General features: G+C 35.5%; 12 protein-coding genes. 3 read left to right on the plus strand and 9 right to left on the minus strand.

Going from position 1 to position 13897, the window contains the following annotated elements:
- Positions 1–4 precede the first annotated feature (4 nt).
- Positions 5–781, plus strand: a complete 777-nt coding sequence (locus QUH73_RS03920; RefSeq protein WP_289529156.1) for an SDR family oxidoreductase — start codon at positions 5–7, stop codon at positions 779–781.
- Between the two features lie 164 nt (positions 782–945).
- On the opposite strand, the gene QUH73_RS03925 is transcribed toward QUH73_RS03920, so the two are convergent.
- The 3 genes from QUH73_RS03925 to QUH73_RS03935 all read right to left on the minus strand — a co-directional run bounded on the left by QUH73_RS03925 (position 946) and on the right by QUH73_RS03935 (position 4049).
- Positions 946–1491: a hypothetical protein gene (locus QUH73_RS03925; protein ID WP_289529157.1), complete on the minus strand. Its 546-nt coding sequence runs from the start codon at positions 1489–1491 to the stop codon at positions 946–948.
- Between the two features lie 425 nt (positions 1492–1916).
- Positions 1917–2945 (minus strand): esterase/lipase family protein, encoded by a 1029-nt coding sequence (locus tag QUH73_RS03930; RefSeq protein WP_289529158.1) that lies wholly within the window; start codon positions 2943–2945, stop codon positions 1917–1919.
- A 39-nt stretch (positions 2946–2984) separates the two neighbouring features.
- Complete coding sequence (locus QUH73_RS03935; RefSeq protein WP_289529159.1) at positions 2985–4049, minus strand: PorV/PorQ family protein; 1065 nt, start codon at positions 4047–4049, stop codon at positions 2985–2987.
- 126 nt (positions 4050–4175) lie between these two features.
- Here QUH73_RS03935 and pssA point away from each other — a divergent pair, with 126 nt between their 5' ends.
- A complete protein-coding gene (gene pssA / locus QUH73_RS03940; protein ID WP_289529160.1) occupies positions 4176–4931 on the plus strand; it encodes a CDP-diacylglycerol--serine O-phosphatidyltransferase in 756 nt (251 codons plus the stop codon).
- Positions 4932–5004: 73 nt separating this feature from the next.
- Here the strand turns inward: pssA and QUH73_RS03945 are convergent, their stop codons facing one another.
- The 6 genes from QUH73_RS03945 to QUH73_RS03970 form a co-directional block, all read right to left on the minus strand.
- Entirely contained in the window at positions 5005–5844 is an 840-nt protein-coding gene (locus tag QUH73_RS03945) for a CPBP family intramembrane glutamic endopeptidase (RefSeq protein WP_289529161.1), read from the minus strand.
- A gap of 11 nt (positions 5845–5855) precedes the next feature.
- The gene (locus QUH73_RS03950; protein WP_289529162.1) at positions 5856–7784 is read right to left on the minus strand and encodes a DUF3857 and transglutaminase domain-containing protein; all 1929 of its coding nucleotides are present in this window, start codon (positions 7782–7784) and stop codon (positions 5856–5858) included.
- A 193-nt stretch (positions 7785–7977) separates the two neighbouring features.
- Positions 7978–9069 (minus strand): chorismate mutase, encoded by a 1092-nt coding sequence (locus QUH73_RS03955; RefSeq protein WP_289529163.1) that lies wholly within the window; start codon positions 9067–9069, stop codon positions 7978–7980.
- 257 nt (positions 9070–9326) lie between these two features.
- Entirely contained in the window at positions 9327–10460 is a 1134-nt protein-coding gene (gene cydB, locus QUH73_RS03960; protein ID WP_289529164.1) for a cytochrome d ubiquinol oxidase subunit II, read from the minus strand.
- Between the two features lie 2 nt (positions 10461–10462).
- A complete protein-coding gene (locus QUH73_RS03965) occupies positions 10463–12019 on the minus strand; it encodes a cytochrome ubiquinol oxidase subunit I (protein ID WP_289529165.1) in 1557 nt (518 codons plus the stop codon).
- 4 nt (positions 12020–12023) lie between these two features.
- Positions 12024–12266 (minus strand): DUF4492 domain-containing protein, encoded by a 243-nt coding sequence (locus tag QUH73_RS03970; RefSeq protein WP_289529166.1) that lies wholly within the window; start codon positions 12264–12266, stop codon positions 12024–12026.
- Positions 12267–12895: 629 nt separating this feature from the next.
- Here QUH73_RS03970 and QUH73_RS03975 point away from each other — a divergent pair.
- Positions 12896–13831, plus strand: coding sequence for a 4Fe-4S dicluster domain-containing protein (locus QUH73_RS03975; RefSeq protein ID WP_289529167.1), 936 nt, complete (start codon positions 12896–12898; stop codon positions 13829–13831).
- Positions 13832–13897: the final 66 nt, after the last annotated feature.

Below are 13897 nucleotides of genomic sequence, written 5' to 3' on the forward strand. Positions count from 1 at the left end.
TTTTATGGATTTACACATTAAGAATCAACTCTTTGTGGTTTGCGGTGCCACATCGGGATTTGGAAATGCCGTATTAAAAAATTTAGTCGCTGATGGTGCTAAAGTGATTGCCATTGCCCGCGGACAGGAAAAACTGGATGAATTGCAAAAAACCAATCCAGATCAAATAGAAAGCTTTTGCGGTGATATCACTCAATCGGAAACCATCCATCTGTTATTGGAAAAAATAGGCAGTAGAAAGCTCTCTGGAGCATTTATAAATGCAGGAGGGCCACCTGCAATGAAAACCATGGAAACAAAACTTGACGATTGGGATAATGCCTATCATCAGCTACTGCGATGGAAAGTAGAATTGACCCAGACTCTTGTTCCTTTGATGATAAAAGAAAGTTACGGAAGAATGGTTTTTTTGGAAAGTTCATCGGTAAAACAACCCATTGATAATTTGGTGTTGAGTACCTCGCTGCGTCTTTCGGTTGTTGGTTTTGTAAAAACCCTTTCGCAGGAAATTGCCGAATCGGGAGTAACACTAAACATTGTTGGACCAGGATATCATGAAACCCCAGCCATTAATAGATTATTAGAGAAAAAAGCTGAACAGGAAAATATCACTTCACAGGAAGCTAAAGATAAAATTGCCTCGGGCATCAGAATGAAACGAATGGGAAATCCCGAAGATTTAGGTCAGCTGGCAACTTGGTTGCTCTCTCCTTCGTCAGGCTATATCACCGGACAAACCATCAGCGTTGACGGGGGACAAATATTAGGAATTCACGGATAAAAACAAACCCCAAAGAATAAAGTTCTTTGGGGTTATTATTTTTCTTTCATATGTTATTTCCATATCCCCTACAGGGAAAATTTATTTACTGAAATATCTTACTGCTACCGGCTTAAATCACACGTAAAATTGTACGTTATTCACTTTACAGTGTGCCATCCCTCTTATTTTCCTCTGGATTCCAAAATCTCAAAATACCCGGAAGTATAGATGTAATTACTCTTGTCTGTCACCCAAAACTCCATTTCTTCGGCTGTTGATTTTTTTGTCTGATATCGAGAAGAATCATATTTTAATTTCTTTCGCATTTTCGGACATAAATATTCAATATCCATCTCCAGTGCGCAAGTATCTTTTTGATTTAAGACCACAAGTGGAGCCTCTTTTAATTGATCGGGATTCTCCAAATAAGAATAGTAGGCAAGTAACTTTTGAATGTTAGCATGATACTCTTCCAATTTCGACAGATCTATTTCTATTAACTTCTCACCGGATTGAGAATGTACATTCAAAAAATATTTGTCTCCCTCTTTCATCACCTGACCATAGTCGTAAGTAGAATCATCAACATCAGCAAACAACAAATAAGTTTGTTTCTCGGTCAGGTCAATGGTGTCTCCCACAACCGGATGAAGGATTACAACATGTTTTTGGGCAAATGCAGAAATACTGCCAATTAAAAACAGAATACTTACGATTAGATTTTTCATAACGCTTACTAGTTTACTGAGACTACCAATTTATTAACTACATGAATCTAATCAATTTAATCCTTATATGCACTTATAACATTTCAAATTATGATCATATACATTCAATTTAGAATGAAATAATATTCCAAAAAAAAATCAGGATAAGACATTTCCACAAACAACATACTGAATCCCAACACTTACATTTTCATTCGCTTGGCTTACATTCAAATTCCCAAAAGAAACATTTGAACTCCCTTTATCTACATTCAAATTCCCGGAAGCAACATTAGAAGTGTTTTGAGTTACATTTTTGCTCCCGAAAACTACAATCACATGCCCCACAGCTGCAATTCTTACTCATTCCTGCAAAATTGACACTGTGCGCGACGTATTAGGTCAGGTAAAATCTACATCTTACAATGTAGTTAGTAAAATTTATCTTATCTCTTTCTGCGAAACCACGACCGAACTTTCCTTTTCTGAATAGAAAGTTTCAGTTTGGTTATCTTAAAGTATTTATTTGTTCTTCCAGTTAATTTTTCTTTGAATGTTAAGCGTTCGGAGAGAATAAACTCATTCAGTATTTTAGAAAATTCAGGCGTGCGCAAATAACCATAGGATTTGTGAGGATTCGCGACTCCATTTATTTCATAGTTGTTTACTACTAAAAAATCGACTGGCTTTACACCATATTTATTCTCGGAAAAATCATCAGCCAATTCATGGTTTAAAGCTACATTATCCAAAATATCAGAAAAATTGTACCAATTGTTCTTAACACCTTCCGGCGTAATCATGAAACTTTGCCCGTTTAATTTTTGCCTTTGCTCTGCAGCAATTTTACTAACAACTATTGGCAAACCTAAAGGAGAACCAATAGTAATTAAAGTATGAATTTTAATTTGATCAGCTAAAAAAGTCAGAACATCGAAAGCCACAATCGACCCCATTGAATGCGCGATTAACATGATCTTATCATTCTTGTACTTTTCGAGTACTTTTAATAATCTCTCTCTTATCAGATCTTTCGTTTTGGCGGTGGATGTTGCTTCTACAGTAGTTTCTTCTTTGTAGTAGGTCTCTAAATCTGTAAAGTAATTACTTAAAATAGTGTCCGTTATAAAAGAATAATTTAAAGAGAAGTCGTCATTTAGAAAAATTCGGTTTAGTTGCCGGTTTAAAAAACCAATGATCCTTTTTCTTGTATCATGATTCTCCGGCAACAGTTCTTTGCTTGGCTTTGCATAAATTTCATCCAAATAATAAGGACTTCTTTTATCCTTTTCGAACTGGTTTAGTGGTTTATCATACAAAACGTCAGCCCAATAAACCATTTCATGTTTTGGCAGATCAATTTTGTAATTGTTCTTTTTTAAGCCTTCAATCATGGCTCGTTCCCACCAACGTTCCAATAAGTTTTTGGGTGGTTTGTTGCCTAAACCATGAATTTGGATAATAACATTTGCCATGCGTTATTGTGATTCTATTAAAATGATTGTAAATCTTGTCTAATCAAAAGCATAAGACAAGGAAAATACGTTGGAATATTTTGCAATTGACTGATCTCCAATATCCGTTAAGGCATAATCCAACCTAAAATTTTTATAACGAATCCCCAAACCTAAATTGGGTTGAAAAGTCCAGGACTTGCTTTGGTCGAAATCGGTCTCTTCCTGAAAATTACTTAGTCCGGCTCGAAGAAATACAAATTGTTTATAGGAAGCTTCCAAACCAATGTGCGGATCTATACTGATAGGATCTCCCTGAATCAAAACATTTCTCTGTCCATCAAAAGTCATATCCATATCGAGCTCGGTTAACAATGAAAATTGATCGGAAATGGAGAATTCTCTGCTCACAGCCAGTATTAATCTGGGCAGAGTAATTTCGGTGGAATTCTCTGGTATTTCGTTGCCTGTTAGTTCAAACACTTTTTCAAGATCTCCGGTTTTAAACACCCATGCATTAAAAGTACTTGTGGCATCTCTAAGAACTGCTCCCATCCGCCATTTCCCTTTTCGATATGTTCCTGCAATATCAAATCCAAAGCCGTAAGCCGAAGCAAAATCACCCGTGTGCCTATAAATCAGTTTCACATTTCCTCCTATGCTCAATCCTTCAATTCCTGTTTTTCGCGAATACGAAAAAAGAAATGCATAATCGGCCGCCGAGAAAGTTGTCACCAAATCGTAGCGGATGTTTCCATCTTTATCAATTAATTCAAGAGTATTCGGGATATCATCAACACCGTAGCGCAACAAACTTAAGCCAACCGCACTTTTCTCATTTATTTTCATGCCAAAGCCCAAATAATCGTATGCTGATAAGCCTCCGAAATATTCAGCATGCATTGCCGAAACATCAAACTTTGTTCTTAACTCTACTAAATTGGCCGGATTCCAATAAGACGATTCAACATCATTTTGAGAAGCGATGGTGGCATTTCCCATTCCAAAAGATCTTGCACCTACTCCTATAGACAGAAATTCATTACTATATATTGGAGCTGAAGTCTGGCCGAGCACTGCCCCTGCGAGACATAAGCAAATAAAAAATGCAATAATTCTGGACATATAGTTGATTTTCTTTGACAGGTAAAAATACTATGCTTTTTTTAAACTTATGCATCGAAGCAAAAGAAATCATAAGTTTCGAAAAAATCCATTATTTTTGTGGCGTACCATACAAAATCAAATTTCATGTCAGAAGCAAAAGGGATTATCAAACACATTCCAAATTCAATTACTTGTTTAAACTTACTATCAGGATGCACTGCGAGCCTTATGGCGATGGAAGGCTATTTAGTGAATGCCGCTTTCCTGATTCTTGTAGCTGCTGTTTTCGACTTTTTTGACGGTTTAGCTGCCCGGGTGCTAAAAGCTTATTCGCCTATGGGCAAAGAACTCGATTCACTTGCCGACATGGTTAGTTTTGGTTTTGCTCCGGGGGTTATTGCTTTAGCTTATTTAAAAAATGCTGTTTTAGGTAGTGCTTCCGCAGATTTTGTGCCTGCAGAATTAAGTTATCCACAAATTGCAATATTACTCTCGGCATTTATTATCCCAATATTTTCAGCTTTACGTTTGGCCAAATTTAATATTGACACCCGGCAAACTTCCTCATTTATTGGCGTACCAACTCCGGCAAATGCAATGTTTTGGGCTTCTCTCCCATTGGTGATGTTCTTTGGAGATTATCCGGTTATTAAAGAATGGCTATCCAATGAATTCATTCTTATTGGAGCTATCCTGATAACATCTTATTTATTGGTTACAGAAATTCCAATGTTTGCCCTTAAAGTAAAAAGCTTAGCCTGGAAAGAAAATAAAATTCGATACTTGTTTCTAATCACCTTATTGGTTTTAGCTGTACTTTTAAAATGGCTGGTGATTCCAATGATTCTGTTTGTTTACATTATCTTCTCGTTGATTAACAACATGATCAGTAAAAAATAAACGACCACTTTTTGCAGTTACAAGATAAAAAGAAGACTAAAATGATGATTTAATTTTAGTCTTTTTTCTTTGCCTATTCCACCAGTTTACTTTTACTAAAAAAATCCTCGAAATAGCGGTACGAACCCCAAAGAATCAGCGAAGCAACAACAAACAATCCTATTCGTTCAAGAATTCCTATGTCAAAAAGCTCGGCAAGATCGAACGAATCGCTATAACGAACCATCAAATAAAAGGCAATGCCATTGTTCAAAGCGTGAATGAGCATGCATAAAAACAACGATTTGGTTTTCCAATAGAGGTACCCAATAGCAATTCCCGCAATCATGGCGGTAATAAATTGCCATGGGTTTAAGTGTATCACTCCGAAAAATACCGAAGACCAAATAATGGCTTTCCAGGGCGAATAGTTGCGCAACAAACCATCCAGCACTATACCGCGCATCAAGAGTTCTTCCAAAATGGGTGCAGCTACCACAACAGTTAAAAATCCCCAGATATTTGGCTGCAGCATTTCTTTAAACATCTCCATCAGAATATCGGGCATGGGTAACCAGCTGCCAATTTCAGAATCGATAATAACAATTGCCAATGTCATAACAACTACTACAGGCAATAGTGCCGACGGAAAAGATCGAAGCTTGAAAACCTCAGTATTCCGAGGATTCTTTTTCCACCATCTTCCTGTGATAAAAATTAGAATAATAACAGGCACAGCATAATTTAACACAAAAAAAGGACCGTGCTGAATATCAATACCGAAAAGGCTAATCATCGTTAATGGAATAAAGTAAGCAAAGGTAATTGCTAAAAATAATCCAAGAATTCCCCATCCCTGTTTAATTGTTGGATAAGCCATTTCAGCTTCAAACTTCCCTTCGTCTTCTTCTGTTTCTGTTGTGATTTGATTCATTCTTTAGATATTTAGTTACTCCTTTTTATGACCACCTTCGATCCCATCATTTTACTCATCTGACTATAAAACTCGCGTAAATCGCCATAGTATTCTTTTGAAAACGATGTTGCATTTATAGAAAATGATGTTCGTATGCAAAGTTCTTTCCCAATGATCTGAGAATCGAGAGTATATTTCCCTGTTTCTCCTGACAAAATAATTTTCTTTCTTTTTGGGAAATCTTCAAACTGATAACCTTCAGGTAGAATAATCTTCACTATATATGATCGGGATCTTGGATAATTATAGTCGACTCTATATTGTCTCGATTCTTTTAAAAATGGATTTTTCAGATCCTTTTTATTAAATAAGTTAACGTATATGTAATCACTTTCCTGATCCAAACTATTCTCCAATTTAAGATCACACTGCATTTTCAATGAAAGATTTACATCGTCTCTATTCTGAAAATGGAGAGAATCTTTCTGAAAATCACACTTCTCCAAATCAAATAAACTCGTCATCCAGGACTCAGAGCCAGCTTCAGTCAATTCCTTGTGGCTTTTGGCAGCAAAATATCCGTTTTCCCTTACTCTAAGCTTACAAACAGGATTCTCTGAATTTGAATAATCATAGGTTATTAATACATCCTGATGGTTCTTTTCGTTTGGTTTTATTTCGGCCCAAAAAGGATTTCCTTTCTTCAATACAAATGCATGATAATTCAAATCCTTTTCTGCAATTAAATCAAAAGGGCGATAAGGGGATGTTGCATTTAAAAAAATTCTTTTCCCGTACAACTCAACAAAAGCAAGAACCTGATCGAACTGACTTAGCAATGGATAAGCCTTTTGAATTAATCCTCTGGTATTGGATCTGGCTAAGGCAGGATTGCAATCGAAACCTGCTTCCTGCAAGAGTAAAACGAGTAAATAATTTATTTCTGAATTTGTTCCGGATTTCTCGTCCAATACATTGGGTGGCGAATTTCCCGGATATATTCTATATTTTCCATTCCATTTTACATTGGTTCTTACAAAATCATAAATCTTCTGTAATTTCTCCCATTTGTTTTCGTTTCCATCCAGAATTGTTTCCAATTGCTTTTTCGCAAAATTTGTTCGTCCCAAAAAATTCACTTTTTCACTATACTCTTTTGCCAATTCTTCATAAGTGGTCATGGAATTTACAAATATCGGAGAACCGCTTAAAGTAGATTCATCCCGTGTAAAATAGCCGGCTAACTGAAAGCGCAGTTGTTCCACAAAATCATGATAATTATTAACATGAGATTCCTCTTTTATGGAAGGCATATTGGTCAGAGTCCATTGGTTATTCTTTGATTCGGGATACTTTGCTTGTATCTGACTCCCAAACATTACAATATTGTATCGAAATGATTCAGGCATATTCACCTTTAACGAACTATTTAAAGTCGGAATTTCATCTTGAAAATACCATGTATCCAAATAAGAGTAAAAGTGTGAATTAGTTGTGTATTTGTATTCAATTATGGATCCAACCTTTACATCAGGCATAGTAAACCGAACTTCACCATAATTTTCATCAACATCCACATCAAATATTAAACTGTTTGCGATCTCTGCAACCTCTTGCTTTCCCTGTTCATTCAAATTAATTGTATGCGCTTTTACACCGGAAATATTTTCTATATTATTATTTCTATAGTATGCCAATTTAATATTGGCTTGATCAATTCCCTCCTCCTTCAATATTTTTATCCGTACATGATAAAAATAACGAATTATAGAGTAACTCAAATCAACAGAGCATGTTCTGCTAAGAATAACTGCAGACGCATCCTTTTCATAAGGACACTCTTTTAAAGCAAACTCATCTTTAGATACATTTCCAAACTTTATTCCCTTTGCGTTTGAATTACTAACAATACTCAAAATAAATATGATGAGTAACAAGAATTGTTTTATATATTTCATAAACTTTGAATTAGGTGCTTCAAATTAACAAAATATATTTATATCGTATAATTAAATTTTCCATTTTTACTCAATTTTACACATTGATATTACTTATATAGATTTATTTTAAAGAATAGCATGCTTATCTCCAACAAAAAAAGGCTAAGATGTTTATCACATTCTTAGCCTTTTCTTATTTTTTTGATTGGTACTATTTTCGATTCATTACCTCATTTTGTTTTAAAATGGCTTCCTTATGAATCATTCGCAACAATTGCGCAACGAATGGCTCTGATAAGCCCAAGGATTTTCCCAATTCAATTCCTTTTTCACGAACCTTCTCCCATCGTTGAAGCTGAAGAATTGTCATATTCTTTTCTGCTTTGTATTCACCAATTCCCTCAACAATATTCATCCGTTGCGCAAGTAATTCTATCAACTGCGAATCCACAGAATCTATTTGATCCCGATACTTTTCAAGTCGGTTTTCTGCAACATCATCAACGGAAGGTAATCGGCAAACCAAACTCCTTACTATCTGATCTAAATCTGCAGGTGTTAATTGTTGTTCCTGATCATTGATTACTTCTGCTGCATTAAAATGGCTTTCTATCATCAAACCATCCATATTCAGATCCATTGCCTTTTGTGCCATTTCCTGCACATATCTGTTTGCTCCGGCAATATGACTGGGATCACAAATAATGGGAAGATTATGAAATCGTGATTTCAATTCGATAGGAATTTCCCATTTAGGAATGTTACGAAGCCTCGTTTTCTCGAAAGGATAAAATCCTCTGTGAATTGCAGCTAATCTGGAAATACCAGCTTTATTGATGGTTTCCAAAGCCTCAATCCACAAATTAATATCAGGATTTATTGGATTTTTTACCATAACAGGGACACTCATTCCTTGAAGAGCACTAGCCAATTCCTGAACCGAAAATGGGTTGGATGTAGTTCTGGAACCAATCCACAATATATCAACATTATGCCTTAAGCACATTTCAACATGTTTCGGAGAGGCCACTTCAACCATTGTCAGCAATCCGGTTTCCTGCTTAACTTGATTCAGCCATTGCAAAATATCCAAACCACGATCACCAAAAGACTTAGCAGTAGTCTGTGGTTTCCATGCTCCGGCTTTAAAAATTTTTACCTGTTCTACTTTTTTTAATTCTCTGGCAGTATTCAATAATTGTTCCTCCGACTCTACTATTGAGGGGCCACTTATCACTATTGGTCTTGTATCCAACTTCTTAAACCAAGTATTCATTGGTTTACAATTCTCCAATCCGCTCATATCTTCATTTTAAGACTGTCTAATACCAAAGCTGATATTACTCGCACAAAAATACACTTTTAAATGACATCGGGAAATGTGTGCAATTAGAATTGGCATCCTGTTTTAGGATGCCAATCAAATAATTATTATTCTTTTTCTATTTGAGCTTTTAGTTTCTTAAGTGCAAACCGAATGGTTTTGTAACAAATAAAAATCAAAAGCGGCCAGGTTAACAGCCATATTATAGATGATGTATACATGTCTTACGATTTAAATTAATACAAATGATCTTCCGAACTGATTTCCTGAGCATCAATCTTTTTACTATTCATAGCTCTCCATGCCCAAACAATATAGGCTATAACAAAAGGAACCATAAGGGAAACGTAACTCATCGCTGTTAATGTATAATGCGATGATGATGCATTCTGAATAGTTAAAGAGGATTGCAAATCAGCCAGTGAAGGATAAAATGAAGTGTTATTTAATCCTGCTAAAAGAAATAGAGAGAAAACAACTAAAATTGTTCCTCCACCGGTAAACCAGATTCCTTTTGTGTATTTGTCAAGCAAATATGATTTTGCCAATCCAAACAATACACCTACTACACCTACTAAAAATAAAACAGCCACAACAGGCATAGCTATAAGATTATGAAGATATTTAAAGGACTCCATTCTTACGATACTTGTTTGTGAATCGACAGCAAATCCATCCATTATCAACAACCGAATGGTGAAAAACAGAAAAAATACCAGAAATGGAATTCCTGAAACCAGCAATTGCTTTTTTGACCGGGCAAATATTTGATCATTTTCTATGCTGTTCATGAAATAAAGACTTCCCAATACTCTTGCTAAAAAGAAGACTGTTAATCCCAAGGCTACATTGTGAAAATTAAGAACTGCCTCCAATCCACCGTAAGGTGTTGCCCATTTGGATTGATTAAAATCATTAACTGTAAATTCCGCTCCGTTGAAAAAGGTTCCTACGGCAGTTCCAATAAGTATGGTTCCCAATAATCCGTTGATAAACAAGAAAGCCTCGAAAGTTTTAGCACCCCAAACATTACCGGGTTTACTTCTAAATTCGTAAGCTACGGCCTGAATGATAAAACAAAAAAGAATTGCCATCCAAACCCAATAGGCACCTCCAAATGAGGTAGAATAAAACAAAGGGAAAGATGCAAACATGGCACCTCCAAAGGTTACCAAAGTTGTAAAAGTGAATTCCCATTTCCGACCCAGTGCATTAACTACCATGGTTCTTTCCAATTCTGATTTTCCAATTTGATAGATTAGCGTCTGACCTCCCTGAACAAACATCAGAAATACAAGCAAACTGCCTAGTAATGAATCAATAATCCACCAATACTGCTGCAATGCTAAATGCGATAAATTTTCAAACATGATTAGTTTCCTCCGTGATTAGGTCCGATTTTAATTTGCTTTAACATGATTTTGATCTCTGCAATCAATAGTCCGGTAAATACAACCAAGAAAAGAAAGAATGTAATTATCACAGACATGCTATCGATACTTGAAACTGCAGCCATTGTAGGCATCAAATCCTGAATTACCCATGGCTGGCGACCCATTTCGGCAAGAATCCACCCACACTCAGAAGCCAGGTATGCCAGCGGAATACTCCAGATTGCCATACGTAAAAACCATTTTTTATTACCTACACTTCCTTTATAGATATATACCAAACTCAATACAAACAGCAAAATAAAATACATTCCCAGTCCAACCATAATATGGAAACTGTAAAAGGATATTGAAACCGGAGGAACCACTTCATACGGATCAGAAAAATAACCGTAACCAAAATATTTAAAATTAGCTTTCAGCTCTTTTTCTGCTTCTTTTGCACCAACTGTGTCATCAGTTTTCTTAGCCGCTTTATACGCTTTTAACGCAGCAATGGCTTTGCGCCCCATTTCCATCTTCTCAGTTACAGGCGGATGAATTTCACCATCGTTATCGGTATATCCTTTAATGATATCATTAACTCCGGGAACAAAAGCATTTCCATCCAAATAAGCCATATAAGAAAGCATGTTTGGAATTTCAATCTTAAAATTAAAATCCTTCATATTCTCATTGGTTCCATCTCCTTCACTTGTTGACATGATTCCCAATGCAACCAAACCAGCTCCTCTAGATCCATTGTACAAGCCCTCAAAGGCAGCAAATTTCATTGGTTGATCGCGCACAATTTCTCTCGCCGAATTATCACCGGTCATAACCGTAAATATTGAGGCAAGCAATCCAAAAACAGCCGCCACAACAATACTTCTTTTTGCAAAAACCACATTCGTTTTTTTCAAAATATACCAGGCACTTACACCAATTACGAAAACCGCTGCAAGAATATAAGCTGAAGAAATTGTATGTAAAAATTTATTAACCGCGGTTGGTGAAAATAAGACATCCCAAAAACTATCCATTTCGTTGCGTGCCGTGTCCGGATTAAATTTCATTCCAACAGGATTCTGCATCCAGCCATTGGCAACTAAAATCCACAAAGCAGATAGATTGGAACCAATTGCAACAAGCCAGGTAGAAATTAAGTGGAACTTTTTACTTACTTTATTCCAACCAAAAAACATCACCGCAATAAATGTAGATTCCATAAAAAAGGCCATGATCCCTTCTATCGCAAGAGGTGCTCCAAATATATCTCCCACGAACCATGAATAATTAGACCAGTTGGTACCAAACTCAAATTCAAGAATAATTCCTGTTGCAACACCAATTGCAAAATTGATTCCGAAAAGAGTCATCCAGAACTTGGTAATCTTTTTCCATGCCGGATCATTGGTTTTCACATAGATGGTTTCCATGATAGCAATAATGAAAGCCATACCTAACGTTAAGGGGACAAAAATCCAGTGATACATCGCAGTAAGTGCAAACTGCGCCCTGGACCAATCCACTACAGAAAGATCAAAATTTTCGATCATTTTATTAATTTTTAGGGTTAGTTAATTGATCAATCACATAATCACTGCGCTCTTGATCGTTGTCATATTTTGTTTTTAAGAAATTGGGAAAGAATAGCAACTTTAAAATAAAAAACATAACAAATAGCTTTATCAAAATAATAAGCCAAAGCTGACGGCTCCATTTACTTTGATTTCGAAAACCTTCGTAATAAAATTCCCAAATAGTTTTTGGCAATTTCACTAATTTGTTGAGTGTATTATTCATTGTAATAAAGAACTACTGTATTTTTATTCCACATACTTTATCTTGATAAAATAAAAGACATCCAAGTCCGATTTTGCTTATCAAAATACATAACAAATGTAAAATTATTTAGGAAACAGGAGTCAAATTCCCCATAGATAGATTTTATATAGTCATATAGAAAATCAATAAATATTTAATTAACAATTAGTTGAAATACCAATTACCAAACAGAACAGCTTCAAACCCACTGATTTTAAAGGTATCCATTAATTTACTACCTCTTATAATAAATTCCCGTGTTTTATCTCACTAAACATTAAAAACTTAAAAAGCATATTTTAAAATTCATATTATCAAGACATTACCCTAAAATAACTCTAAAGATTGATGAAAATTCATTAAAATCAGCTTATTCGTTTCTCTGTTTGATACGTCTTTACAAATGGAAATATTTATTTATATTTGAGTTAGTTCGTAATCGTTTGTAAAGCATAATACAATTTAAAAAACATAGGCTAAAAGCCATATACATAAGAAATTGACTTTCTTATTTAGAATTATTTTAAAAAGTGTTTTCAGCTCTTATTTCAATTACTACCATTTGATAAAATGGACGTACTTAAACAGAAAACTAACCTAATTGCATAATGAAAGAAGAAACATCAAACAACAGCAGACGAAAGTTCCTTAAAAGTGTAGGAATTACAGTAAGTGCTGCCGGTGTTGTTAGTGGATTTTCTCTTCTTGGAGCGGCAAAAGCGGCAGCACAAGAACCTGGAGAAACAGTAAATCTTTTAACACAAGATGGGCAACTAGTTCAAGTTGATAAAAATCAATTGCGCCCAACAGTAACTGGACCACTTACCGAATTGCAGAAAAGAGGACGTGAAGGTATTGCCGGGAAGTCGTTTGTGATGGTTATTGACCTTAGTAAATGTAGAAATGCCCGAAAATGTATGGTTGCATGTCAAAATCATCACCAGCTAAGGCCGGATCAACACCATATTAATGTTCTTCAAATGCAGGATGCTGAACATACGGCTCCTTATTTTATGCCCAAACCTTGTCAGCATTGCGACAATCCTCCGTGCACCAAAGTTTGTCCGGTAGATGCAACTTTCAAACGTCAGGATGGAATTGTACTAATTGATAATGAAAGATGTATTGGTTGTCGGTTTTGTATAGCAGCCTGTCCTTACTCTGCACGTATTTTCCAATGGACAGAACCTAAGGATGCGGAAAAATACAAAAATCTCACTTACAATATCGAAGCTAACGTTCCTCAAAAGAAAGGTACAGTAAGTAAATGTTTATTTAGTGCCGACAGACTTCGCGAAAACAAACTTCCTTCTTGCGTTTCTTCCTGTCCGAATGGTGTTTACTATTTTGGAGATCAAAATGAAGATGCTGTTACCAATGGTACAACTCACGAAACTGTTCGTTTTTCGAAGTTAATTGAAGAAAATGCCGGATATACTTTAATGCCGGAATTAGGAACGAAACCCCGCGTTTATTACCTGCCTCCTAAAAACAGAGCTTTCAAATTTAACGGCGATCTTTTAAACGAAGAAAATCTTCATTAAAACATTGTTTCAGCTATCAATAAAAGAATAATAAACAGATTTTATTTGCCCTAAATAATTTAATCT

The organism is Labilibaculum sp. K2S (assembly GCF_030372765.1).
In the GTDB taxonomy this organism is placed as follows: Bacteria; Bacteroidota; Bacteroidia; order Bacteroidales; family Marinifilaceae; genus Labilibaculum.